This is a genomic window from Traorella sp. mt218 (genome assembly GCF_055420025.1).
Window position 1 is genome coordinate 113,506 of sequence record NZ_JBVAYM010000001.1, and the last position, 26,204, is coordinate 139,709.

Below are 26,204 nucleotides of genomic sequence, written 5' to 3' on the forward strand. Positions count from 1 at the left end.
TGAACTCAGGTTTATTTTAAATGATCACAGATATAGCGGGCAACATAAACGCCGCTGGCTGAAGCATGGGAAAGGGAGTGTGTTACTCCTGAACAGTCGCCGATGACGAATAATCCCTTATGACAGGTTTCCAGATTTTCATTGATTTCTACCTGCATATTATAGAATTTGACTTCAACACCATATAAAAGCGTATCATCACTGGCAGTACCCGGTGCTACTTTATCTAACGCGTGGATCATTTCGATGATGTCATCTAATTGGCGTTTAGGAATGACCAGGCTCAGATCGCCCGGTGTTGCGGAAAGGGTAGGTGTCAGAAAGGAGCTTTCAATTCTGGAAGGTGTTGATCGCTGACCACGGATGAGATCGCCAAAGCGCTGAACGATGACGCCGCCGCCAAGCATATTGGATAGACGGGCAATGCTTTCTCCGTATTCATTTGAGCTTTTAAAAGGTTCTGTGAAATGGTTGGATACCAAAAGGGCAAAATTTGTATTTTCGGTATAAAGAGCCGGATCGTTATAGCTATGACCATTGACGGTCACGATACCGTTTGTATTTTCATTAACGACGACACCTTTCGGATTCATACAGAAGGTTCTTACCTTATCCTGAAATTTTTTGGTACGATATACGATCTTGCTTTCATATAATTCATCCGTCAGATGAGAGAATACTTCATAAGGAAGCTCAACGCGGACACCGATATCTACACGATTTGATTTGGTCTTGATATTTAAATGATCACAGATGGATTGCATCCATTTGGAACCGCTTCTGCCGGTAGAAATGATACATTGCTTGCCAACATAGCTTTGTGCGTTAGTGATGATCTCATAGCCGTTATCCAGATGATGGACCTCATCCACTTTGCTGTTGAAATAGAAATCGACATGATCTTTTAATTCTTCATAGAGATTTTTTAAGACGATATAATTAATATCGGTTCCTAAATGACGGACGCTGGCATCTAATAGATGAAGATCATTCTGCAAACAGATTTTTTTCAAACGTGTATTGGCTGTTGAATAAAGACGGGTGTTTTGACCGCCATGGGATGTGTTGATCTCATCGACATAGTGCATGAGATCGATCGCTTCTTTTTTACCGATGTATTCATATAGATCACCGCCAAATTGATTCGTGATGTTGTATTTGCCATCGCTGAAGGCACCGGCACCACCAAATCCATTCATGATGGCACAGGTCTTACAGTTGATACAGGATTTGATTTTCTTGCCATCGATCGGACATTTTCTTTTTTCAAGGGGATTGCCCGTTTCAAATACTGCAATCTTTAGATCCGGTCTTTTTTTTACCAGTTCATAACAAGAGAAAATACCGCCGGGACCGGCACCAATAATCAAAATATCATAATTCATGTTCATTACCTCGCACTTATTTATTATACATGGCAAAGTGATATAATTTCAATGAATTTATGAGAATGTTTATGATATAATGAATTTAGGAGAGAGAACATGAAGAAAATATTTTTTTTGATTTTATGTCTGTTTATAAGCGGATGTCAGATCAAACAGAGTCATTATACAGAAAAACAACAAGAGATCCTTCGTGAGGAGGATGTGTTGGAATTTGCGGAAAATAACTGTGAGCAGGTTGCTTCACTGCAGCTGATGCTGGATGAGGAAGCTTTTGAAAAAGGATATATCGAAGATTATTGCCGGATGGATCTGACTTCTTCGTCACATGTGAATTTTCTTTTGAAAAGAGGATTGAGTGATGAAGATGTAGAGGGTTACAGTGCGATTCCTTATTTCAGGGAAGAAAATCTTGAACGTTATTTAAAAGCTGAAGGCAGCTATGAAGAAAGGGTATTGAATGTAAACATGAATATGGATCTAAAACCATTTGAAATGATTTCCATTGTCAATGATTTTTCTGACATGACCTTGCTGGTGAATAAATTCAATGCGCTGCCGGAAGGATATGTTCCTGATGATATGGTCCATGTCAAATATGTCTGTACGCAAGGAATTGATTATTCATGTACAATGATGGATCAGGTAGTCTTGCGTCAGGAAGCGGAAGAAGCTTTTGAACGGTTTGTCGAGAGTGCCTTGGAGGAAAAGGGCATTGGGATCGTGGCGATTGCCGCTTATCGCTCTTATCAGTATCAAAAAGATTTATATAATTATTATTTGCCGATCTATGGACAGGAAAGAACCGATCAATTCTATGCCCGCCCCGGACAGAGCGAGCATAACAGTGGTTTAGCGGTAGATATTACCTTTGATCACATTCGTTATACGGATATTGAAAATCATGAAGCCTATCCATGGATCTTAGAAAATATGCATCGTTTTGGTTTTATTTTGCGTTATCCTGAAGATAAGCAAGAGATAACCCGCTATGGCTATGAAAGCTGGCATCTGCGTTATGTCGGTGCAGAAGCCGCAGCGATCATGTATGAGAACAATTGGTGCCTTGAAGAATATTTAGCACGAAAGTGAGGAAGTTATGAAGAAAGTAAGCATGGTGCTGGCAGCTTTTCTGCTGCTGGCTTGTTCAACAAAAAATGAAGATCAGGATCCGCTTGTCTGTGTTTATGAGCCAAGTCCGATCACAGTTGTTTCTTTTTCGGGAGTCGGGGATAATCTGATCCATGAAACGGTGTATCTGGATGCATTGACATCTGATGGCAGTTATGATTTTACGAAGATGTATGAGGATGTGGCGGATGATATGAGAAAGAGCGATATTGCTTTTATCAATCAGGAAACAATACTGGGTGGCAGCGAATTGGGATTGAGCGGTTATCCGAGCTTTAATTCACCTAGTGAAATTGCTTCTGATTTAAAAGAAAGTGGTTTTAATCTGGTCAATCTGGCAACAAATCATACGTTGGATCGAGGATTGTCCGGTATTGTCAATGAATTGAATACCTTTTCTTCTGTGAAAGGGATGGTCGTTGATGGTGCTTATACGTCACAAGAAGCTTATGATACGATTCCAACGTTTGAGGTCAAAGGCATTACTTTTAGTTTTTTAGCTTATACCTATGGCACCAACGGTATCCGGCCGGAGTATTCCTATGAAGTTTCTTATTTTGATGATGCACAGATTACAAGTGATGTACAACGGGCAAAGGAAATCAGTGATGTTGTCATCGTGAGTGCACATTGGGGTGATGAGAATTCGTTTGTTCCGAATAGCTTTCAACGGCATTATGCGCAGTTATTTGCCGATCTGGGCGTTGATGTGGTCATTGGTACCCATCCGCATGTGATCCAGCCTGTTGAGTGGGTGAGCGGTGAGATGGGAAATCGGACGCTGGTGGTATATTCGTTAGGAAATTTTATCGGTGGTATGCTGACGACGAATAATGCGATCGGTGGTATGATCCAATTTGACTTTGTGAAGGAAGAGGATGATATTTATATCGATCATGTAAGATGGGTGCCGCTGATGATTCATTTTGAAGGGAATGCCGCCAATATCAATGCTGAACGCTATAATTATAAATCCTATAAGGTTTCCGATTATACGGATGAACTGGCTTCCAAGCATGTATTAAATGGCTATGATGGCAATGTGGTTTCTTTAGATTATATACATGAAATTACCGATCGGGTGATCGATGCGTCATTTTTGGAGTAAGCATGGAGTGGATAGAAGCAAAAAGCCTTCTTTCTAAAAATAAATGTCCTGAAGAATGGTTTGGTTTTGATTATAATCTGAATCTGTATAAGGGCTGTTGTCATGGCTGTATCTATTGTGATTCGAGAAGTCAGTGTTATCGGATCGACCGCTTTGATGTGGTCCGAGGTAAAAAGGATGCCGCTTTGATCCTTGAAAAGGAGCTGCGTCATAAAAAAAGCAGGGGCATCATTGGGATGGGTGCCATGTCCGATCCCTATAATCCCTTTGAAAAAGAGGTTCATCTGACAAGAAAGGCGCTCATGCTTATCGAGCGTTATGGTTTTGGTGCGGGAATTACGACAAAAAGTGATCTGATACTGGAAGATTTGGAGCTTTTGAAAAGAATTCATGAAAATATGACAACGGTCGTTAATTTTACGATCACGAGTGCTTCTGATGAATGTTCTTTAAAAATTGAACCACATGTTGCCGTATCGTCAAAACGGTTTGAGGCTGTGCGAAGATGTAAGGAAGCAGGTCTGATATGCGGCATCATCATGAATCCTGTTTTACCGTTTATTACGGACAGCAAAGAAAATATTTTAAAAATCATCGAAATGGCCCACTTGTGTCATGCGGATTATATCATGACGTATATGGGAGTCACATTGCGGCAGAATCAGCGGGATCATTATTATAAAAAATTAGAGGAGCTTTATCCGGGCCTTTCTTATCAATATCAGCGTATCTATGGCAATCGCTATCACTGTGAATCGTTAAAATGGCGTGAAAATTATGAGCTGTTGAAAGAGGAATGTTTAAAAAGAGGGATCCTTTATCAAATGGAGGATATCGTGAAGCTGATCAGATCTCATAAAAAAGAAATACGTCAGCTCTCACTGTTTGGCTGATTTTGTGCTATAATATCCGCATGGAATTAAAAGAGATCACAACGCCAAAAAAAATTGAAATCTTAAAGACCATGGGAATCGAAAGTGTTGAGGATATATTGACGCATTATCCTTTTCGTTATGAGGAACATGAACGTAAGCCGATAAGTGAATGGAAGATCAATGAAAAGATTTTTACAAGCGGTGTCATCTGTTCATCTGCCCGTGTCATTCGTTTGGGGGGCAAGAAAAGCATGACCCGTTTTTCAATGATGATTGATGATGAAGAATTTTTTTGCAGTATCTTTAATCGTCCATGGACAAATATCTTTCCTGTCGGCAAGACCTTGACGATCAGCGGTATTTATCAGGGAGGCAATAAGATTACCCTGACAAATGTTAATTCAATGCCGATTGAATCGCAGCTGGGCTTGCAAAGCGTTTATTCCACGACGCAGGCATTATCCCAGAAGGATTGGATCAAGCTGGTCGATAAGGCCTTGGAGGTATGCTCAGATAAGATCGAAGAGCGGATTCCGGAGGAATACCGCTTGAAATATAAGCTATTGCCGAGAAGGGAAGCTCTTTATTTCATTCATAAGCCGAAGACCCGGCATGCGCTTGTCCAGGCGCTTCGGACACTGAAGTATGAGGAATTTTTGATTTTTCAGTGCTGTATGCAGATCAGCCGCAGTGAAAATATGAAAATTCAGGGTGTAGGTAAGGAGTTTTCAAATGATGAGGTGTATGAGCTGGCACGTAATCTTTCCTTTGAGCTGACCGGTGATCAGAAGTCATGCATTGATGAGATCTTACATGATCTGCATGCTTCGACGTGCATGATGCGCTTGCTTCAGGGAGATGTCGGCTGTGGAAAAACGCTGGTTGCGGCTTTTGCCGCTTATGCTTGTGTCTGTGCACATAAGCAGGTGGCTTTTATGGCTCCGACAGAGATCCTGGCGAAACAGCATCTGGCCACTCTTTCGAAGGTCTATGAAGGCTTTGGTGTACGCTTGCGGCTCTACTGTTCTTCTTTGAAGAAAAGTGAAAAAGAAGAGATCTTAGAGAAGCTTACTAAAGGACAATTGGATATCCTCGTCGGAACGCATGCGCTTTTTCAGGACGATGTCCATTATGCGGATCTGGGTTTGGTGATCACGGATGAGCAGCATCGCTTTGGTGTGGAACAACGCAGAAAACTGTTAAATAAAGGGAAAAAGGTCGATATGCTTTTAATGAGTGCGACGCCGATCCCGCGAACGTTGGCTTCTTCTATTTATGGTGATCTGGATGTTTCAACGATCAGAGAATATCCAAAGGGAAGAAATATTACTCAGACGTATTATATTGCTTCAAAAAGCATGAAACCGATCTTAAAGGATGTGCTTATGAAGATCGATGCAGGTGAACAGTGTTATGTGGTTTGTCCCAGCATCGAAGAAAATGAAGATTATAAGATGAGCAGCGTCATTTCAATATATGAAGGAATGTGTAAAATCTTAAAGGGATATCGCATCGGACTTCTTCACGGCCAGATGAAAAGTGAAGAAAAAGATGCAGTCATGAATCGTTTTCTTGCTCATGAGCTGGATATCTTAGTTGCTACCAGCGTCATTGAAGTCGGTGTCGATGTGAAAGATGCGAATATCATGGTGATCTATGATGCCCACCGTTTCGGTTTGAGCCAGATCCATCAGCTTCGCGGACGTGTGGGGCGGGGTGAACGTCAGGGAATCTGTTACCTTTTAAGTGATACGAAGGATGAAGAGAGCATTGCCCGCCTTAAAAAGCTGGAGGAATGTCATGACGGCTTTGAGCTTTCTTTTTATGATCTGAAGATGCGGGGTCCGGGAGATATCCTCGGCAAGCGTCAAAGCGGATTGCCAAGCTTTATATTGGGAGATCTTGTTCAGGATTCCAATATTTTGAACAGTGCCCGTGAGGATGCGGTGGAAATTGTAAAACATATTGAGGATTATCCAGGCTTGAAAAAGATTTGCGAAAAATATACTTTAGAAAATAAATATCTTGATTAAAATATGATATAATGGGGGAACATGGAGGAAATATGGAAATATTCGACTGGCTTAAAGAAAGAAATATCGAGGTAAATGATAAAAATCTGATACAGAATGCGTTTGTTCATTCATCATATGTGAATGAACATCGTACTTTTAAAAGCGATAATGAGCGATTGGAATTTATGGGAGATGCTGTCTTGCAGGTATGGTCGGCCAGAAAGCTTTTCGAGCTTCAGCCGCCATTGGATGAGGGGCATATGACGACATTGCGTGCACAGCTTGTCAGTGAAGCAGCTTTGGCACAATATACACGGGAATTGAAGCTGAATCAGTTTTTATTGCTGGGAGTCGGTGAAGAAAAGACCGGAGGTCGTGAACGTGAATCGATCATGGCGGATATGTTTGAGGCATTTATCGGGGCATTGTATCTGGATAGCGGCTTTGATAATGTCTGTAAGGTATTGGAGAGCGTGATCACACCGCATATTTTGGCGCCTAAGGCTGAAAATCTCATTGATTATAAGACCAAGCTCCAGGAATATGTGCAGGCAGATGCCCGCAGGACCGTCAATTATGAGGTCATTCATATGGAGGGCCCGAATAATCAGCCGGTATTTGAAGTAATCGTAAAGATGGATGATATCATTCTTGGCAAGGGTAAGGGTCCTTCCAAGAAAAAAGCTGAGCAGGCAGCAGCAAAGGATGCTTTTGAGAAAATGGTGAAATAGCCATTTTTTTAGAAAGGAGATTTTCATGAATATTGAGTATCTGTTGAAACAGCTGAAAATGGAAGAAGAAAGCTCTTATTTTCAACAAGCAAAAATGGAGAAGCCCGTTTATTATAAAAGCAGCCAAAAGCTTTGTGTCTATCTGAAGCTTGAAAAGCCGCTTCCTTTTCAAATATGGCGCATGTTGAAGGACCGCCTGATGAAGCATCTCAAATGCAGCGTAGAGATGGAAATCTCTGTTTTGAACATGAGCATGGAGGATGGGCTTTTAAAGGAATATGCGGATGAGTGTATCATTTTAAATCACTTGCATCTGCATAATGAGATTCACGAAGGAAAGATGAAGATCAGCGAAGAGCAGACAGAAGATTTTTACGTGCTTCAGGAATGGCTGAAAAAAGCAGGTTTAAAGCTTGAAGAGGAAAAGGAAACAGCTGTTTTGATTGAAGAGGTGAAAAAGGTAAAAGCACCGAAAGTTACTTATACACCTGAAGCTCCTAAAGAAAAAAAGAGTTATGTCCCACGAGGTAAAAAAACATATCTGCCGCTTACGCTTCATGAAATTCATGAAGCCTGTGAAAATGTAGAGATATGGGGAGATATCTTTGAAATCGAGATGCGTCCGGTAGGAAAGAGCATGTTGCAAAGCGTTTATCTGGCAGACGATGACGATGCGATCGTCATGAAACGTTTTTCAGGAGCACGTTTAAGCGAAGAAGAGATGAACCAGCTAAAGGTAGGCCAGCGAATCCGTGCCTATGGAAGAGTGGTCGATGATTCTTATTTACGCACTCTTGTTTTTATGCCGGACAGAATAGAAGTGATCGAGAAAAAAATGCGTGAAGATACTGCCGAAAAGAAAAGGGTTGAGCTTCATCTGCATACCAAGCTTTCAGAAATGGATGGGGTCAGTGATATTTCCCAGTATATCGATCAGGCAGCAGCATGGAACCATACGGCTTTAGCGATCACGGATCATCTGGTCGTACAGGATTTTCCAAAGGCCCAGCGTTATCTGGAAAAGATCAATAAGGGAAGAGAGCATCCGATCAAGATGCTGTATGGGGTTGAGATGAACATGGTCGATCCTGAATTGAACATCGTGACCCATCCGAATGATACGAAGCTGGAAGAAGCGAGCTATTGTATCTTTGACCTTGAAACGACCGGCTTATCGAGCCGTTATGATCATATCATCGAATTTGGCGGTGTCATCGTTGAAAATCGTGAAGTAAAAGACAAATTACAGATGTTTATCAAGCCTCCTGTTGCTTTAAGTGCTTTTACGACCAATTTGACAAATATCACGGAAGATGATCTGGCAAATGCTTTGCCTTTTGAAGAAGCCGCTGATAAAATCTTAGAATTTATTGGAGATCGGGTATTGGTGGCTCATAATGCTTCTTTTGACGTAAACTTTATCAATGATTCACTGATCCGTATCGGACGGAAGCCATTGGAAAATCCGGTGATTGATACCTTGGATCTGTCTTATTCGATGCACGCGGATCGCAAGGCCCACCGTCTTGGCAATGTTGCCCGTATCTATAATATCAAATATGATGAAGAGGTTGCTCACCGTGCTGATTATGATGCGCAGGTGCTGAGTGATGTTTATTTGAATATGCTGAATGAACTCAAAGATGTAAAGACCTTAAATGAGCTATCTCATTATTATACAGAAGCCTGTTTTTCTAAGGTGAGGGTAAAGCATATCGTTGTCTTTGCGAAAAATAAGGCAGGACTGAAATCTTTGTTTGAACTGATTACCTTATCTCATACGAAGCATTTGGCTTATAATGGCAAAAGCAGTGCGAATATTGTCGCCGAACCGCGTATCTTTCGAAGAGAGATCGAGGAAAGAAGGGAAAACCTTTTATTGGGCAGTGCCTGCAGCAATGGCGAAGTGTTTGAGATCGCTCATACCCGTAATGAAGAGCAATTGAAAAAAGTCGTTTCTTTCTATGATTTTATAGAAATTCAGCCATTAGAAAATTATCGCTTTTTGATCGAAAGGAATACGATTGCCAGCCAGGATCGCTTAAAAGAGATCTTATCGGGTATCATTGCAGCGGCGGATGAGTTGGGAAAATTGGTCGTTGCGACGGGTGATTGTCATTATGTAGAGCCATCGCAAAAGAAGATCCGTGATATCTATATCAATTCGCAAGCGATCGGAGGCAAACGTCATCCTTTATATATCTATGATGCCCAGCGCCGCAGAACGACGATCAATCCGGATCAGCATTTCAGAAGCACGAATGAAATGCTGGAATGCTTTAACTGGTTAGATGAGAAGAAGGCTTATGAGATCGTTGTCGAAAATACGAATCTGATTGCCGATCAGATTGAAAAGATCAATCCGGTCTATGATACGCTTTTCCCGCCTAAGATGGAAAATTCAGATAAGAAGCTGGCAGAGATCTGTTATGAAAATGCGTATAAAAAATATGGCAATCCGCTTCCGAAGATCGTTGAGGACCGCTTGAAGCGTGAACTGGATTCGATCATCGGACATGGTTTTTATGTGGTTTACTATATTTCACATCTGTTGGTGAAGAAGAGTCTGGAAGATGGCTATATGGTCGGAAGCCGAGGTTCTGTCGGCAGCAGCTTTGTGGCGACCATGGCCAATATCACAGAGGTTAATCCATTGGCACCTCATTATGTTTGTCCAAAATGTCATTATGTCGAGTTTTTTACTGACGGTTCAGTTGCCAGTGGCTTTGATCTGCCGGATAAGAAATGTCCGAATTGCGGTGAGATCATTCGTGGTGACGGACAGGATATCCCGTTTGAAACCTTTCTGGGATTTGAAGGGGACAAGGTTCCTGATATTGATTTGAACTTCTCGGGTGACTATCAGCCGCGAGCCCATAATTATCTTAAAGAAGTCTTTGGTGAAGACCATGTATTTAGAGCGGGTACGATTGGTACGGTTGCCCAGCAGACGGCCTTTGGTTATGTGAAGGGGTATGAAGAAGAAATGGGTATTGAGGGTCAGATGCGTCAGGCACAGATCCTTCATTTGGCGAAGGGCTGTGACGGGGTCAAACGTACGACCGGACAGCATCCGGGAGGTATCCTTGTCGTACCGAATGAATTTGATGTTCATGATTTCACACCGGTACAGTATCCGGCAAATAACCCATTTGCCGATTGGAAAACGACTCATTTTGAATTCCATGATATCCATGACAATCTTTTGAAATTTGATATTCTCGGTCACGTCGATCCGACAGCGATGAAGCTATTGGAAGAACAAAGCGGGATCGATCCGAAAACGATTCCGATGAATGATCCGGAAACGATGAAAATTTTCTCAAGTGTCGAAAGTTTACATATAGATACCTCTAAAAATACAGAAGTTACGGGAGCTGCTGGTATTCCGGAGTTTGGTACACCTTTTGTCCGCGGTATCCTGGAATTGACCAAACCTACGACTTTTGATGAACTGGTACGTATTTCCGGTCTTTCTCATGGTACGGATGTCTGGCTGAACAATGCCAAGGATCTGATCGACAGCGGTCAGTGTACATTGAAGAATGTTATCGGATGTCGTGATGATATCATGGTGTATCTGCTTCATAAGGGACTTCCTGCGAAGCTGGCTTTTACGATCATGGAAAGCGTTCGTAAAGGTAAAGGCTTGAAGGATGAGTGGAAAGAGGAAATGAGCAAGAAGGAATATAATATCGATCCTTGGTATATTGACAGCTGTCTAAAGATCAAATACATGTTCCCGAAAGCCCATGCGGTTGCCTATGTCATGATGGCGGTGCGTATTGCCTGGTTTAAAGTCCATCAGCCTTTATATTATTACTGCATGTTCTTTTCGATTCGCTGTGATGCCTATGAAATTGAAACGATGATTGCCGGTGAAAACATGATTCGTTCAAGAATGAATGAAATTGCCCAAAAGATGAATTCCAATGAATATAAAAATGAAGTATCTAAAAAAGAAAAAGATATTTATTCAACCTTGGAACTGGCTTTGGAAATGGTATTGCGCGGTTATCGGATCGGCAATATCGATCTGAATCGCTCACAGGCAAGCACCTTTATCGTAGATCCGGATCATAAGAATACGATCATACCACCATTTACGACGATTGATGGATTGGGAAGCAATGTTGCGGAAACGGTTGTTGAAGAAAGAGAAAAACGTCCATTCTTATCAAAACAGGATCTGATGGCACGTACTTCTTTGAATGGAACCCACATCAAGAAATTGGAAAGCATGGGCGTATTAAAAGATCTTCAGGAAGAAAATCAAATGTCCTTATTTTAAAAAAAGACTGCATTCAGATAAGTCAATATCTGGCTGCAGTCTTTTATTCGATATTTTTTTGTTCGTAGTTACCGATGATCTGTTCGGTCTTCGATACAGTGATGAATATTTGCGGATCGATGAGCTGGGCCTGTGATGCGAGCTCATTGACCTCAAAGGAATTGCAGACAAGGATCAGCATGGTCTTTTCTTCTTTTGTATATGCGCCCTGGGCATAGAGTTGGGTAGCACCATGCTGGGTCATCTTAAATATCAGATTGCTGATTTCTTCAGGTTTAGATGTAATCAGGCGCAAGGAAACAAGCTTATAACGGTCATGAAGATTATTGATGATGTAGGTGGCTGCAAACTGATAGATCATGGAATAGAAGGCATCATAAAAGCCAAAATAAATGCCGGCAATGATCAAGATGAGGATATTGAAGAGCATGATCTGATTCCAAAAGGGCTTATTGTATTTGTGTGACATATAAATCGCAATGAAATCCATGCCGCCGCTGCTGGCATTTGCCTGTAAGGCCAATAAACTTGAAAAACCGGCAATGACACCTCCGAAAAGGCTGAGAAGCAGCGGATCATCGACAAGGGAAAAACGGGGAATCAGGGTAATGAAAAAAGAAACGAGAACAAACTGCAGTCCTGAATAGAGAAGAAACTTTTTACCGGCTACCTTTCTTACCAGAAAAATAGAAGCCAGATTCAATATCAGATACAGAAGGTTGAATGAAAGATCAAAATGTAAAAATTTTAAAGAAAGACGATTGATCAAAACAGCGATCCCCAAAAAACCGGAAGGATAGAGATGGGCCGTTTCCACGAATCCCTGTACTGCAACTGCTGAAAGAAAGCTTGAAAGTATTACAAGGGATAAGGCTTTGAATTGTCGGATAGATATTTGATGTTCAATGTTGTTTGAATGTTTCATATAAACTCCTTTTGATGATGTTGTTATACTATTGAGATTTGGTTTTGTCAACCGGATTTGAATTATTTATAGTTTAGACTAGTCAATTAAGAAAAAAAAAGCTATAATATGTTGGTAAGCGATTACATATTACTAGGAGGAATTTTTAATGACAAAATATGTTTATCTGTTCTCTGAAGGTAATGGTCAAATGCGTGAGCTTCTTGGAGGAAAGGGAGCGAACCTGGCGGAAATGACGAAGCTTGGAATGCCGGTTCCTTTTGGCTTTACGGTGACGACGGAAGCTTGTAACCGTTACTATGATGACGGAGAACAAATCCATGATGAGATTCAGAAAGAAATCTTTGAAGCGTTAGGTGAATTAGAAAAGAAAACCGGAAAAAAATTAGGGGATAAGGATAATCCTTTGTTGGTATCCGTGCGTTCCGGTGCCAGAGCTAGTATGCCTGGTATGATGGATACGATTCTGAATTTGGGTATCAATGATGAGGTCGTGGAAACGATTGCCGCAAAGACGAATAATCCGCGCTTTGCCTATGATTCTTACAGACGCTTCATTCAGATGTTTGCGGATGTTGTCATGGGATTGTCTAAAGCTCGTTTTGAAACGATCATTGATGAGATCAAGGCTGAACGCGGCGTACAGCTGGATTCTGATCTGAATGCTGATGAAATGAAGGAAATGGTTTCAAAGTTTAAGGAATTTTATCGTGAACAGCTTCATGATGATTTTCCAACGGATCCTCGCACGCAGCTGATCAAGGCTGTTGAAGCGGTGTTTAAGAGCTGGAATAATGAACGTGCGATTTATTATCGTAAAGTTAACGATATCCCGTCCTCTTGGGGAACGGCTGTCAATGTTCAGTCGATGGTCTTCGGTAATATGGGAAATGACTGTGGTACAGGTGTTGCCTTTACCCGTAATCCGGCCACGGGAGAGAAGAAACTGTTTGGAGAATTTTTGATGAATGCGCAGGGTGAGGATGTTGTTGCCGGTGTTCGTACACCTCAGACGATTGACAAGCTGAAGGAAGTAGCGCCTCATGCGTATGAGCAGTTCGTGGAAATTTGTGGAATTTTGGAAAATCATTATAAAGATATGCAGGATATGGAATTTACGATTGAAAACGGAAATCTGTATATGCTTCAGACACGCAGCGGAAAGCGTACGGCTGCCGCAGCATTGAAGATTGCCTGTGATCTGGTGGATGAAGGCTTGATCAATGAGGAAGAAGCGTTGATGAAGGTGGATCCAAAGCAGCTGGATGCGTTGTTACATCCACAGTTTGATGCTGATGAGTTAAAGAAGGCGAAAGTGATTGCAAGAGGTCTTGCTGCTTCACCGGGAGCTGCAGCGGGACAGGTATATTTCACAGCAGAAGATGCCATTGCTGCTCATGCCAATGGTGAAAAAGTCGTCCTGGTTCGTTTAGAAACAAGTCCGGAGGATATTCAGGGCATGGCTGCGAGCGAAGGTATCCTGACGGTTCGCGGTGGTATGACAAGTCATGCCGCAGTAGTTGCCCGTGGTATGGGTACTTGCTGCGTATCCGGCTGTGATGCCGTTAAGATCAATGAAGAAGCCAAGACGTTCACGGTAGATGGTGTGACGTATCATGAAAAAGACTGGATCTCACTTGACGGTTCTACAGGAAATGTTTATGGTGAAGCAGTTAAGACTGTTCCGGCAACGATCAGCGGTTATTTTGAAAGATTTATGACTTGGGCTGACAATACGCGTAAGCTGCAAGTAAGAACGAATGCGGATACACCGAGAGATGCGAAACAGGCTGTTGAGTTTGGTGCTGAAGGTATCGGTCTGGTTCGTACCGAGCATATGTTCTTTGAAGGTGACCGTATCAAAGCGGTTCGTGAAATGATCGTTTCTAAGACGGAAGAACAGCGCCGTACTGCACTGGCAAAGATCCTGCCGATGCAGCAGGGTGACTTTGAAGCAATTTATGAAGTGATGCAGGGTCTTCCGGTAACGATTCGTTACTTAGATCCGCCTCTGCATGAATTCCTTCCGAATACGGATGAAGAAATTGCTGCTTTGGCTGATGAAATGAAGATGACATTTGAAGAATTGAAGAATGTCGTTGTTTCTCTGCATGAGTTTAACCCGATGATGGGTCATCGTGGCTGCCGTTTGGCTGTCAGCTATCCTGAGATTGCCGAAATGCAGACGGAAGCCGTGATTCAGGCAGCGATCAATGTCAATAAGAAGCATCCTGAATTTGATGTACATCCGGAAATCATGATTCCTCTTGTTGGTGATAAGGCAGAGCTTAAGTTTGTCAAGAATATCGTTGTGAAGAAAGCCGAAGAAATCATGGAGAAAAATGGAGTGCGCTTAGATTATAAAGTTGGAACGATGATCGAAATTCCACGTGCTGCTTTATTGGCGGATGAAATTGCTGAAGAAGCTGAATTCTTCTCATTCGGAACGAACGATTTGACACAGATGACCTTCGGTTTCTCAAGAGATGATGCCGGCGGATTCTTGAAGGATTACTATGATAAGAAGATCTATGAGCAGGATCCGTTTGCCCGTATTGACCAGAAAGGTGTTGGAAAACTGATCAAGATGGCAGCTGAAGGCGGAAGAAAGATTCGCCCGGATATCAAATTAGGTATTTGCGGTGAGCATGGCGGTGACCCTAGTTCGATTGATTTCTGTCATCGTTTAGGATTGACATATGTTTCTTGTTCACCGTTCCGTGTACCAATTGCCCGTTTAGCGGCTGCACAGGCAGCAATTCGCAATAAATAAATGACTGAAAAAGTACTTTCATTTGAAGGTACTTTTTTTAGGTATATTTTAGGAAATTTATGACAAAAGAGATATTATAAATCATGATTGATGTAAATGTATGCATATAGGATCTATGTATTGTTGACGATGTATATAAAATATTATAATATAAAAAGGTGAAAGGACTTACATAAAAAGTTTTTTTGTTTCATTTATTTACCGACTTACTATAATTTTGAAAAGGAGGCAGCATGAAAGAAATGAATCGTAGTATCAGTGTATATGTTTTATCCTTGATCGACAAGGTACTTATCCAAGCTATAAATAATAGACTTCAGCGATCATCTGTATTTATTTGGTGAGCAATATACAAGAATTTGAATTCATTATCGTAATTGAGCTTGGAGTATTGATATTTCTTGCGCTGATGATTTTATTAGCATTGTTTGAAAAAAAATAGTCGGTGTGATCGATGATTTCACCATGATATTTATAGCTTGATATTTTATTTACTATTTGATGTTGGCTTTGGCTGGCATGCTTAAATCATTTGGGACATGTCTGTTGATGTAAGCTTTGACTATAAAAAGGAGGCAGTATGTGGTATTTTACTGTCTATTGAAGGTCTATGTTTTTATGGATGGTTCATGATTTTTATCTTGTTTTCTATTGCTCTGATAGCTTATAATTAGTAAAAAAAGAAAGGGGGAATGACGATGCGAAAAAATATGGTTTATTGCATTATTTTTTCGATGCTGCTTGTATTTCTTCCTTCATTGACGATAAAGGCAGATTCAACGGGATATTATTATGAAAATATTGATGTTGAAGTTGAGGTCAATTCTAAAAGGGAATTTAAGATCACGGAAACGCTGGATGTTTATTATGAAGAAGAAATGCATGGGATCATCCGCAGTATTCCCGAAGAAAGTGATGCTGAGGGATATAAGATCAAGGATATCCATGTCGAAGGAGCCCCGTATCAAATTGAGGAAACCTATTCAGGAGTAGAAATAAGAATAGGTGATGCAGATAAGACGGTGAGTGGTAAAAAGCGTTATGTGCTGACTTATACGCTGGCTCACTATCAGGATTATGATGAGAATTATGATTATATCTATCTGAATCTGATTGGAGATGATTTTGATTCACCTACCTGTCATTTAAGTGCACATATCGTATGGCCAAATCATGCGACGGTTGAGAATGTTACGCTTCGTGACGGATATTATGGAAGCAAAGAAAATAAAAAACTGGATTATACGATGGGTGAAAATGAAATATTTATTGAATCGAATCAAACGATTGAGCCATATGAAGCTGCAACCGTACAGATACAGCTTAATCAGGGAGCATTCGCAGATGCACCTGCTTATGTTTATCCGTATATCGTTCACCAAAAAACGATTCAGATCAATATCGATGAAGCACAGGATTTTCATGTAACACAAATCATTCAGCTTACTGCAAATGAAGATGATGTGTCTTATCCCTTAAGTCCGGATTTTGATGCTTTTTATAGTTCTGAAACAGAGCTGTATGATTTTGAGTGTCTTGTTAATCGGGTAAAGAAGAGTTCTGAATATTATGCTCATTTAGATGAAGCCGGTGAATATACGATTGAAATGAAGTATCTCTTACATCCAAAGATCATTGCGGATGGTGAATTAAAGTTGTCACTGCTGGATTATTATGAAGATGCCCAGACAGAAAATGTGCATGTGGAAATTACTATGCCTGTGCTTTCTGATTACAGGGTATTTATAGGCAGATGGAATGATGATACGGGTTCACAGCGCTATGAAGTCACTCAGAATGATCATACGCTGACCTTGATAACCCGTGATGTTTTGCAGCCGGAAGAAAAGCTGGAGCTTTCATTGTACTTGTCGGCAGCTGATTTCTATCGTCCTACACCGCCGGCTGTAAATGTGATACCGATGATAGGTGTGATATTGGTAATGATTGCTAGCTTCATTCGATATGTCGTGTTTCGTCCACGTTTTGTAGAGCCTGTTAGTTTTTATCCGCCAAGGTCCATGAACAGTGCTGAGGCAGGATATGTCATTGATGGCAGGCTTTCTAATGAGGATATGACTTCATTGATTTTCTATTGGGCAGGATTAGGTGCTTTGCAAATCAAGGGAATTGATGGTGAATTTACATTAATCAAGGTCAATGAGCTTCCCGGACATTGTCCTTCTTATGAGAGAAAACTTTTTGACAGCATGTTTGAGCATGGTCATGATCATGAGGTCACCAGTGATGATTTAAAAGGCAGATTTTATGTTGATATCAATCGTGCAAGAAAAAAGATCATTGAGAAGTACAAAGAGATGCCTATGTATGAAAAAATGGGCAATGGAATCAAATTATTGATTTATATCGCAGCATTGCTCCTCTTTTTGACCATGATCGCTGTTTTAAGCATGGCAGAGTCGAAAGAATGGGTCAGTGAATGTATCATAAAAATAATTTCTCTTTCTCCGGCTATGATCTTTATGATATTGATGCTGTTGATTTCCAGATTATTTGAACATAAAGATCGTATCATTTCGAAGATTTTCTATTATTTATTTCTATTTATGCCTATCGGCATGTTTTACCTGATCATCAGTGTCGTAACTGAGATATATCAGACACAGCTGATGGTAACGGCATTTGAATGCATTTTTGCGTTTCTTATTGCTAGGGGAATCAAAAAATATTCGCCTCAGGCATTGGCTTTGATCGGTGAGTTAAAAGGGTTCAAACGGTTTATCAAAGAAGCGCAAAAGGATCAGCTGGAAAGGCTTTTAGAGGAAGATCCTGAGTATTACTATCATATTCTTCCTTATGCGCAGGCACTGCACGTGACAAAGATATGGCAGGATAAATTTAGTGAGCTGGCAATGGAACCGCCTTCTTATCAAACAGGTGATATCATGACTTATGCAACCTTTAATTCCTTTGCGCATACCCTGACACGTTCGATGAGCAGCAGTATGTCTTCACCTTCATCTTCCAGCTCTGATGGTGGCGGTTACAGTGGAGGTGGCGGCGGCTTCTCTGGTGGCGGAAGCTCCGGCGGAGGCAGCGGTGGCGGCGGTTCCCGCGGCTGGTAGTAATTTTAAGTGACTAATTATAAAAAAACAGGAGGGAAAGATGAGAGCGAAAAAAATAATTGATGAGGTCAACAAAGCTGTCGTTGGCAAGGAAAATGAGGTCAACAAGATCATGATGGCTATTCTGAGCAGGGGACATGTTCTGCTTGAGGATATGCCCGGTGTCGGAAAGACTACTCTGGCAAATGCTTTTGCGAAGGCTTTAGGCCTTGAATGGCGCCGAATCCAGTTTACACCGGATGTTTTGCCAAGCGATATCGTTGGCTTTAATGCTCTGGATCAAAATAGCGGTGAATTTGTATTACATAAGGGAGCAGTTTTCTGTAATCTTTTTCTGGCAGATGAAATCAACCGTACATCAAGCAGAACACAGTCGGCATTGCTGGAAGTCATGGAAGAAAACCAGATTACTGTAGATGGGGTTACTTTTCAGGCATATGATCCGTTTAATGTCATTGCGACCCAAAATCCTTTTGGTTCTGCCGGTACACAGCTTTTGCCTGAAAGCCAGCTTGACCGATTCATGATCTGTCTTTCATTAGGTTATCCTGATGCGGAAAGTGAAGTGGAGATTCTTCGCCGTAAGCAGCATCCTGAAAAGTATCAGATATCACAGGTACTTACAGCTGATGAGCTTTGCGAAATGCAGAAAGAGGTAGATCGTATATATGTTCATGATGAAATCATGAAATATGCCGTTCGTCTTGTTGATGCGACTCGTTCCCATGATCAGCTTTCTTTGGGAGCATCGCCGCGTGGATCGATTTGTCTGATTCAGATGGGAAAGGCAAACGCATATCTGCATGAGCGCAGTTATGTGATTCCGCGAGATATTCAAGAAGTATTCTTTGATGTGTTAGGACATCGAATCGTATCTGCCAGTGCCCGTCATTCAAAGGAAAATGAGGTTAAAAGACAGATTCTTCAGGAAGTATTGAATTCTGTTCAGCAGCCTTCCCTGAGTGAGAAACATGCTGGCTAGACGCTTATTTGTTTTATTGTTAGCTTTTCTTCTTATCATTACGTTCCTTATAACAAGAGCCTATTATTTATTGCTGCTGATCGTGCTTTTGTTTTCATTGATAGTGAAAAGTGTTTTCTGCATGCTCATGATGTATCGAAAGATCACCTTTCAGTTTCTGCAATCAGAAAATGAAATGAATTTAGTATTTAGAGGAAAGGGCTTTTTTCCCGTTGGACGAATAAAAATTGAAATCGTCATAAACAATCTTTTTTTGGATACATCCCTTTCACAGTCAAAACAGTTTTTAGTATGTGGCGGCAGCGTTTATATACCTTTGGATGAATCACTTTTTCATTTAGGAAAATCTGTGATTTCCATCAAGTCGTGTCGGATCATTGATATGTTAGGCATCTTTTCAAAAAAGATACGTTGTCAGGAAAAAATGGAGAGCTTTTGTTATCCTTATATTGATGAATCGTATCGAAAATTGAATGCTCAGGTCAATGAGAAGCTGCGTAACTATAATCAGCAGAAAAATGAGGACTATGATATTCGGGAATATCGAGAAGGAGATTCTGTCAAGGATATTCATTATAAGGTCAGTTATCGTCAGTCGAAACTGATGATCAAGGATAAATATAAGGATGCAGGCCTCATGATGAAGCTGTTTTTAGATCTTTCGGGTGATGAAGAAGACTGCCGGCAGGTTCTTTCATATCTATATCAGTTTGTCTGTCATTTGACGATTCAGAAATCAAAATGTCAGGTGCAATGGTATTCAAAAAATAAATTGATGGAGGAAAAGATTTCTGATCTCAAAGAGTATGAAGAGGCATTACATACTATTCTTTCAAATCCAAAGGCAGATGGAGAAGATTTTGTTCATGCTGAATGGGTCATTACAAAGATGGGAATTGAAGGAGGCGAATAAGGTGGAAAAGAATGATCGGATCACATTTGTTCTTTATTGCATGGGATGCATGTTTTCGCCTTTGCTGCTTATCGTTCATTTCGGGGTCTTAGACAGTGCGTTGAGTGCATTTTTCTTGCTGCTTCTTATTTCTGTTTGTATTTATTTATTGTGGCATTATGTCAAATATAAATGGATTTGCTGGCTGATCTTGGCTGGCGGCATTGCTGTGGTGTTCATGAATCAGAGCATATTGATCGATGCTTTGATGTATGCATATAATCAGGTCGTAGAAACATATAGGCAATATACAGGATTGAGCTTTCAGAAATTTGATATCTATTTTTCCAGAAATCAAGTACAAATTGAAGTATTGCTTCTGCTTTCGCTGATGCAGATCTTTATATCGGAAATCATGTGCTTTCTTTTTGACAGAAGAAAACCATTTTTGATCTTTATAGTATCGTTGCTTCTCGTATCTCCTTCATTATTTTTTCAGATCCGTTTGAACTGGATATTGATGCTTTTGGTTTTTGCTTTCTGGTTCATGCTTTTTGTAACGTTTAATGATAAAAAGATATTGATCGATTGGAAAGCAAGAGGAAAACAGCTTTTGATTGTAGGAATTACGGTCTTTGTCGTTTCAGGTGGATTTATGTTCGTACTGAGTGAAGCACGCTTCAAGGAAACAGCTTATAAGCCCTTTTCCATCGAGTCGCTTTTAGATCGGTTTAATTCATTGATTACCTTTTTTTCAACCCTGCAATTTGATGATGATGAGCTGGATCTGAACCTTGCAGGAAATCGATTTTATACAGGAGCCCAGCATCTTGAGGTGAGGCGCAACAGAAGGGAAGACCTTTATCTGAAATATTACAGCGGAGCCGTTTATGAGGATAATAGCTGGAAAGCCCTAAAGGATGAAGCTTATTCGGAATTAAGCGCTTCGGAGTTTGAACGTTCGTATGAATGGATCGTGAAATATGAGGTAAGCTCGGTGGATACTGAAAAAATTACGGTCACAGATCTGAGGTCAGGGAATGTTTTTGCGCCCATACCTTATTATCTTCGTTCGATAGAGGCTGATTACAGTATCAATCATGATATTTATATCAAGCTGGATCATAAGAATGATACGGTTGTCTATCAGGTATGGAATCCTAATACTGCTACCAATAATCGGAAATATGGAGAATATATCAATTTTGTAAATGAACATTACTTGGAAATTCCAAGTGAGATTCAAAGCATCTTTAGAGATAGGATGGATCTGGCGAAAGCGACACTTTCTGTCGATGAAGCAACAAGTCGGATTTTATCACTGCTTAGTGAATACCGTTATACGCTGAGTCCGGGTGCTACTCCGGACGGTGAAGACTTTTTAGAGTATTTTCTTTTGAAAAATAAAAGAGGTTATTGTGTACATTTTGCGACTGCTGCAACCCTGTTGTTTCGTTATTACGGAATACCGGCCCGTTATGCGGAGGGCTATCATATTGATGCGTCATCCTTTGATTCATATATGAACGCAAAAGTCGTTGATTCTGATTCGCATGCATGGGTAGAAATTTTTGATCGAAATTATGGCTGGATTCCGGTTGAGGTAACCGTTGGCAGTACACAGGGATCTTCGTCTAATGATCCTGAGCAGCCTTCAAATGTCCAAAACAATCGCCCGGATGATGCGACAAATAATACTCCGAATAATCCTTCAGTGAATCAGCCGGATAATACACCGGATGATCCGCTAGAAAATGGTTCAGAGGAAGTGATCGATCGGCAACCTGTATCATCTGTTTTATACGTGATCTTAACGATTCTGGTTTTACCGTTGCTGTTAGTGATCTATCGTATCGTTCGCCGTCGTTCATTAGTTGGGAAAATGAGCCAGAGGAATCGTCAGCAGGCTGTTTTTGAAATTTATCATTATTTATGCAGGATTGAAAAATACCGGCAGGTCAAGAATGAGAAAATACTTTCTTTATTTGAAAAGAATCGTTTTTCGGAAGAAGGGCTTGATGAAGAGGAATATCGTATTTTGTTTGATTTTGTACAAGCATCTTCACTTGAAGTTTATCGTTCATTGCCATGGTATAAAAAGATGATTTATAAATACGTGAAATGCTTGATCTGATACTAAATTCCAACAATCTTTTTGCTTGATTTATTTTAAAATGCATTCATGAAAGATATGATCGCTTATAAAAATCACACAGAGTATGTGCATTTGCATTGCTGTTATCAAAATCTTTATGATGTTCTTTTAAGAGTTGATTTTCTTGATTTTATGGAAAGGATGAAACGACATCCGATGACCCATGAGCTGACGTGGGTACAAAGAATCACGTTTTTCTTCCATCGTCTTCATTATTTTATCTTTGAAGCGGATCTGGAGATTCTTCGTGAAGCCTTTGATTCATTGCGCATGGCCTATCAGGAATTGAAGAAATTGGAGGCTGATGAAGAAATGCTGGCAGATTATGCGTGGATCTTAGAAAAAATGAAACAAATGATGATTGATAGGGGCCATCTTGATTGAAAGATGGTCTTTGTTTGATTATAATGAATGAAAAACAGAAGGAGATTAATTTATGAAGATTGAAGAAAGATTTTTGAATTATGTGAAATTTGATACAACTTCAGATCCGGCTTCTGCAACGGTACCTAGTACGATGAAGCAGAAAGAGCTGGCTCGATTCTTAGTGGATGAGTTGCATGAAATGGGCATTGAAAATGCTTATATGAATGATTTTGGTGAAGTGTATGCACATATTGAAGCCAATTGTGATTTGAAGGAGAGAATTGGTTTTATTGCGCATATGGATACTTCTTCGGATTGTTCGGGGAAGGATGTTTGTCCCCGAGTTATTAGAGATTATGATGGCAGTGATATTGAATTGAATCCCCGGGTGATCCTTTCACCGAAAGAATTTAAAAATTTATATCGGCATCTTCATCAGGATCTGATCGTCACTGACGGTAATACGCTTCTTGGTGGTGATGATAAGGCGGGAATAGCGATTATCATGAGCATGGCAGAGCGAATCATGGAAGATGAATCTTTGAAGCATGGTTATATCGGGATAGCTTTTACCTGTGATGAAGAAATTGGGCGTGGTGCGGATCATTTTGATTTACAGGCTTTTCATTGTGATTATGCTTATACGGTGGATGGCGGTGATATCAATGTCATTGCTTATGAGAATTTTAATGCCTGCGATGCGGTTGTCCATGTACATGGGAAAAGTGTTCATCCGGGTGATGCCAAAGGAAAAATGATCAATGCTTCTTTGGCAGGAATGCAGTTTCACATGTGTTTGGATCCATTTAAAGATCCTGCAATTACCGAAGGATATGAAGGCTTTCATCATTTGACTGATTTTCAGGGAAAATGTGATGAAGCAACGCTTTCTTATATTCTCCGCGATCATGATGAAGATAAATTAGCGGCTATGATCAAGGAGCTTGAAAATGTTCGGGATTTTATGAATCAGCGTTATGGTTATGAAATCATTGATTTGGAAATACATGAGCAATATAAAAATATGAGAACTTATATTGAAAAAGATATGCGTTGTATTGATAAGGCGGTTAAAGCCTTGAAAGAATGTGGATTGCGTGGGGACAGTGAAGCGATACGAGGAGGTACTGATGGTGCCATGTTGACTTATAAGGGGCTGAATTGTCCGAATCTGGGAACCGGAAGTGAAAATTGTCATGGCAGATATGAATATGTGAGCATTCAAGATATGGATGTGATGACAGAGGTATTGATTAAAATCGTATCTGCATAAGTCAAGTCTTTTTATCGGTTAGTTTTCAGTTATAATAAGTATGGGTGAATAAGATGGAATTAGAAACAATAGCTCAAGAGCTGCAAATAAGAAAAGAGCAGGTAGAAGCTGCATTAAAGCTGCTTGAAGAGGGAAATACGGTCCCTTTTATTGCTCGTTATCGAAAAGAAATGACACAGGGACTTGATGAGGAACAGATCCGCAGCATTTCAGAAAAATATACGTATCAGCAAAATCTTAAAAAGCGAAAGGAAGATGTGGCTCGCCTGATTGAAACTCAGGGCAAACTGACAGAGGAGATCAAACAGCAGTTGGACGCTTGCGTGAAGCTTTCTCAAGTAGAAGATATCTATCGTCCTTATCAGCAAAAGCGTAAGACAAGGGCGAGCGAAGCAATATCGAAAGGCTTGAAGCCTTTGAGCGAGTGGATCTTAAAAAATAAAGATCATGACTTGATAAAGGAAGCAGAGAAATATATCAGCGAGCAGGTGACAAGCGTCGAAGAGGCCCTTCAGGGAGCAAGTGATATTATTGCGGAAATGGCAAGCGATCATCTTGAGATCCGTCAGAAAATTTATGATTCAATGATGCATTATGGAAGAATCGTAACCAAAGAGAAAAAGAAGCATGATGATGAAAAGAAGGTATATCGGATGTATTACGATTTCTCAGTACGGGCAGATCGTATCGCAAATCATAATATCATGGCAATCAATCGTGCTGAAAAGGAAAAAGTCATAACATGTGAGATCAGCTTTGATCATCAGTATTGTATCAATTATGCCATTAGAAAGTTTGTTCGTCATCAAAGTGAAGCCTGCAAAACGCTGATCGAAAAAGCGGTAGAAGACGGATGTACGCGTCTTGCTATACCAAGCATTGAAAATCAGATCCGCAGCGAGCTGACTGAACGAGCACAGGCAAGCAGCATGGATGTATTCTCGATGAATTTAGAAAAGCTTTTGCTTCAGCCGCCTTTAAAAGACAAGGTGATCCTTGGCTTTGACCCTGCTTTTCGTACCGGGTGTAAATTAGCGGTCATCGATCAGATGGGCAAGATGCTGGAGGTCAGCGTGATTTATCCACATGAGCCGAATGCAAGAGTCAAACAAAGCAAGGAAGAGCTGAAACGATTGATCGATACATACCATGTCGAAGTGATTGCAATCGGGAATGGTACGGCATCCAGGGAAAGTGAGAGATTTGTTGCACAGTTTATCCAGGAATATCATTATGATATTCAATTTACGCTTGTCAGTGAGGCCGGGGCTTCGGTTTATAGCGCGAGCGAATTGGTACGCAAGGAATATCCTGAATTAAGCGTTGAAAAAAGAAGTGCGATCTCGATTGCCAGAAGGCTCATGGATCCGCTCTGTGAGCTTATCAAAATTGATCCGGAATCAATTGGTGTGGGTCAGTATCAGCATGACCTTCCTAATAAAAAGTTAAAGGAACGATTGCACTTTGTCGTAGAAAAAGCGGTCAATCTGGTAGGCGTAAATATTAATACGGCAAGTGTTGAACTTTTAAAAAATGTTTCCGGTCTGAGTGCTGCCAGTGCTCAGTCAATCGTGGATTATCGTGAAAATCATGGCAAGATCAAAAATCGCAATGAAATCAAAAAGATTCCTAAGATCGGTGCTAAATCCTTTGAACAGGCAGCGGGTTTTTTACGGATCATCGATTCGGATGAGGTGTTAGATAAAACTGCGATCCATCCGGAAAGCTATGAGCTGACCTATAAAATATTAGATGCTTTAAAGATGGACAGCAGTGATATTGGCAGCGATAAAATCAAAGAAGCCTTGAAAAGCTGCGATGAGAATAAGATCAAAAAGGATACAGGCTGTGATGATTATACATGGAAGGATATCTGTGATGCCTTATCTTCTCCGTTAAGAGATTATCGTGATTCATTTGACAAGGTATTATTAAAAAGTGATATCTTGGAGCTGTCTGATCTGAAAATAAATGAAAAATTGCAGGGGACTGTACGCAATGTCGTTGATTTCGGTGCTTTTGTCGATATCGGTTTGCATGATGACGGTCTTGTACATATTTCTAATATGTCAAAAGAAAAAATATCACATCCATCTCAAATTGTCAGCGTAGGAGATATCGTTGATGTCTGGGTTAAAAAGATCGATGAAGAAAAGCAAAAGGTACAGCTTACGATGATTGAACCGATTTAATCAAATAATGATTGCGGTCGATAA

The 26,204-nt window shown here is 40.6% G+C and carries 16 protein-coding genes; 14 read left to right on the plus strand and 2 right to left on the minus strand.

Features of this window, described 5'->3' with window-relative positions; translation table 11 throughout:
* Nucleotides 1-11 precede the first annotated feature (11 nt).
* Nucleotides 12-1,385 carry an NAD(P)/FAD-dependent oxidoreductase gene (locus ACZYT3_RS00675; RefSeq protein WP_464087317.1) on the minus strand — a complete coding sequence of 458 codons (1,374 nt, stop codon included), beginning with the start codon at nucleotides 1,383-1,385 and terminating at the stop codon, nucleotides 12-14.
* Between the two features lie 99 nt (nucleotides 1,386-1,484).
* On the opposite strand from ACZYT3_RS00675, the gene ACZYT3_RS00680 reads away from it, so the two are divergent.
* Genes ACZYT3_RS00680 through ACZYT3_RS00705 form a run of 6 tightly spaced genes read left to right on the plus strand, consistent with a single transcriptional unit; the run spans nucleotide 1,485 to nucleotide 11,536 of the window.
* Complete coding sequence (locus ACZYT3_RS00680; RefSeq protein ID WP_464087318.1) at nucleotides 1,485-2,477, plus strand: M15 family metallopeptidase; 993 nt, start codon at nucleotides 1,485-1,487, stop codon at nucleotides 2,475-2,477.
* 7 nt (nucleotides 2,478-2,484) lie between these two features.
* A complete protein-coding gene (locus ACZYT3_RS00685; protein WP_294562979.1) occupies nucleotides 2,485-3,624 on the plus strand; it encodes a CapA family protein in 1,140 nt (379 codons plus the stop codon).
* Between the two features lie 2 nt (nucleotides 3,625-3,626).
* Nucleotides 3,627-4,517, plus strand: a complete 891-nt coding sequence (locus ACZYT3_RS00690; protein WP_464087319.1) for an SPL family radical SAM protein — start codon at nucleotides 3,627-3,629, stop codon at nucleotides 4,515-4,517.
* Nucleotides 4,518-4,537: 20 nt separating this feature from the next.
* The gene (gene recG, locus ACZYT3_RS00695; protein ID WP_464087320.1) at nucleotides 4,538-6,532 is read left to right on the plus strand and encodes an ATP-dependent DNA helicase RecG; all 1,995 of its coding nucleotides are present in this window, start codon (nucleotides 4,538-4,540) and stop codon (nucleotides 6,530-6,532) included.
* A gap of 32 nt (nucleotides 6,533-6,564) precedes the next feature.
* Nucleotides 6,565-7,245, plus strand: a complete 681-nt coding sequence (gene rnc, locus ACZYT3_RS00700) for a ribonuclease III (protein WP_294562982.1) — start codon at nucleotides 6,565-6,567, stop codon at nucleotides 7,243-7,245.
* A 25-nt stretch (nucleotides 7,246-7,270) separates the two neighbouring features.
* A complete protein-coding gene (locus tag ACZYT3_RS00705; protein ID WP_464087321.1) occupies nucleotides 7,271-11,536 on the plus strand; it encodes a PolC-type DNA polymerase III in 4,266 nt (1,421 codons plus the stop codon).
* Between the two features lie 43 nt (nucleotides 11,537-11,579).
* Here the strand turns inward: ACZYT3_RS00705 and ACZYT3_RS00710 are convergent, their stop codons facing one another.
* The gene (locus tag ACZYT3_RS00710) at nucleotides 11,580-12,461 is read right to left on the minus strand and encodes a YitT family protein (RefSeq protein ID WP_294562984.1); all 882 of its coding nucleotides are present in this window, start codon (nucleotides 12,459-12,461) and stop codon (nucleotides 11,580-11,582) included.
* Between the two features lie 148 nt (nucleotides 12,462-12,609).
* Here ACZYT3_RS00710 and ppdK point away from each other — a divergent pair, with 148 nt between their 5' ends.
* The 8 genes from ppdK to ACZYT3_RS00750 all read left to right on the plus strand — a co-directional run bounded on the left by ppdK (nucleotide 12,610) and on the right by ACZYT3_RS00750 (nucleotide 26,180).
* A complete protein-coding gene (ppdK, locus tag ACZYT3_RS00715; protein ID WP_464087322.1) occupies nucleotides 12,610-15,234 on the plus strand; it encodes a pyruvate, phosphate dikinase in 2,625 nt (874 codons plus the stop codon).
* A gap of 698 nt (nucleotides 15,235-15,932) precedes the next feature.
* On the plus strand, nucleotides 15,933-18,320 hold the full coding sequence (locus tag ACZYT3_RS00720; RefSeq protein ID WP_464087323.1) for a DUF2207 family protein: 2,388 nt from the start codon (nucleotides 15,933-15,935) through the stop codon (nucleotides 18,318-18,320).
* 40 nt (nucleotides 18,321-18,360) lie between these two features.
* Nucleotides 18,361-19,302 (plus strand): AAA family ATPase, encoded by a 942-nt coding sequence (locus ACZYT3_RS00725; RefSeq protein WP_294562987.1) that lies wholly within the window; start codon nucleotides 18,361-18,363, stop codon nucleotides 19,300-19,302.
* Nucleotides 19,292-20,215 carry a DUF58 domain-containing protein gene (locus ACZYT3_RS00730; RefSeq protein ID WP_464087324.1) on the plus strand — a complete coding sequence of 308 codons (924 nt, stop codon included), beginning with the start codon at nucleotides 19,292-19,294 and terminating at the stop codon, nucleotides 20,213-20,215. Before ACZYT3_RS00725 ends, ACZYT3_RS00730 begins: the two co-directional genes overlap by 11 nt.
* Nucleotide 20,216: 1 nt before the next feature.
* The gene (locus tag ACZYT3_RS00735) at nucleotides 20,217-22,328 is read left to right on the plus strand and encodes a transglutaminase-like domain-containing protein (protein WP_464087325.1); all 2,112 of its coding nucleotides are present in this window, start codon (nucleotides 20,217-20,219) and stop codon (nucleotides 22,326-22,328) included.
* A 48-nt stretch (nucleotides 22,329-22,376) separates the two neighbouring features.
* A complete protein-coding gene (locus tag ACZYT3_RS00740; RefSeq protein ID WP_294562990.1) occupies nucleotides 22,377-22,733 on the plus strand; it encodes a hypothetical protein in 357 nt (118 codons plus the stop codon).
* A 52-nt stretch (nucleotides 22,734-22,785) separates the two neighbouring features.
* Nucleotides 22,786-23,988 carry a peptidase T gene (gene pepT, locus ACZYT3_RS00745; RefSeq protein ID WP_464087326.1) on the plus strand — a complete coding sequence of 401 codons (1,203 nt, stop codon included), beginning with the start codon at nucleotides 22,786-22,788 and terminating at the stop codon, nucleotides 23,986-23,988.
* A 53-nt stretch (nucleotides 23,989-24,041) separates the two neighbouring features.
* Nucleotides 24,042-26,180 carry a Tex family protein gene (locus tag ACZYT3_RS00750; protein WP_464087327.1) on the plus strand — a complete coding sequence of 713 codons (2,139 nt, stop codon included), beginning with the start codon at nucleotides 24,042-24,044 and terminating at the stop codon, nucleotides 26,178-26,180.
* Nucleotides 26,181-26,204 lie beyond the last annotated feature (24 nt).

Excerpts from the sequence above, each read along its gene's own strand:
- ACZYT3_RS00675 (WP_464087317.1), bottom strand. The coding sequence starts at position 1,385 with ATGAATTATGATATTTTGATTATTGGTGCCGGTCCCGGCGGTATTTTC.
- ACZYT3_RS00680 (WP_464087318.1), top strand. The coding sequence starts at position 1,485 with ATGAAGAAAATATTTTTTTTGATTTTATGTCTGTTTATAAGCGGATGT.
- ACZYT3_RS00685 (WP_294562979.1), top strand. The coding sequence starts at position 2,485 with ATGAAGAAAGTAAGCATGGTGCTGGCAGCTTTTCTGCTGCTGGCTTGT.
- ACZYT3_RS00690 (WP_464087319.1), top strand. The coding sequence starts at position 3,627 with ATGGAGTGGATAGAAGCAAAAAGCCTTCTTTCTAAAAATAAATGTCCT.
- recG (WP_464087320.1), top strand. The coding sequence starts at position 4,538 with ATGGAATTAAAAGAGATCACAACGCCAAAAAAAATTGAAATCTTAAAG.
- rnc (WP_294562982.1), top strand. The coding sequence starts at position 6,565 with ATGGAAATATTCGACTGGCTTAAAGAAAGAAATATCGAGGTAAATGAT.
- ACZYT3_RS00705 (WP_464087321.1), top strand. The coding sequence starts at position 7,271 with ATGAATATTGAGTATCTGTTGAAACAGCTGAAAATGGAAGAAGAAAGC.
- ACZYT3_RS00710 (WP_294562984.1), bottom strand. The coding sequence starts at position 12,461 with ATGAAACATTCAAACAACATTGAACATCAAATATCTATCCGACAATTC.
- ppdK (WP_464087322.1), top strand. The coding sequence starts at position 12,610 with ATGACAAAATATGTTTATCTGTTCTCTGAAGGTAATGGTCAAATGCGT.
- ACZYT3_RS00720 (WP_464087323.1), top strand. The coding sequence starts at position 15,933 with ATGCGAAAAAATATGGTTTATTGCATTATTTTTTCGATGCTGCTTGTA.
- ACZYT3_RS00725 (WP_294562987.1), top strand. The coding sequence starts at position 18,361 with ATGAGAGCGAAAAAAATAATTGATGAGGTCAACAAAGCTGTCGTTGGC.
- ACZYT3_RS00730 (WP_464087324.1), top strand. The coding sequence starts at position 19,292 with ATGCTGGCTAGACGCTTATTTGTTTTATTGTTAGCTTTTCTTCTTATC.
- ACZYT3_RS00740 (WP_294562990.1), top strand. The coding sequence starts at position 22,377 with ATGAAAGATATGATCGCTTATAAAAATCACACAGAGTATGTGCATTTG.
- pepT (WP_464087326.1), top strand. The coding sequence starts at position 22,786 with ATGAAGATTGAAGAAAGATTTTTGAATTATGTGAAATTTGATACAACT.
- ACZYT3_RS00750 (WP_464087327.1), top strand. The coding sequence starts at position 24,042 with ATGGAATTAGAAACAATAGCTCAAGAGCTGCAAATAAGAAAAGAGCAG.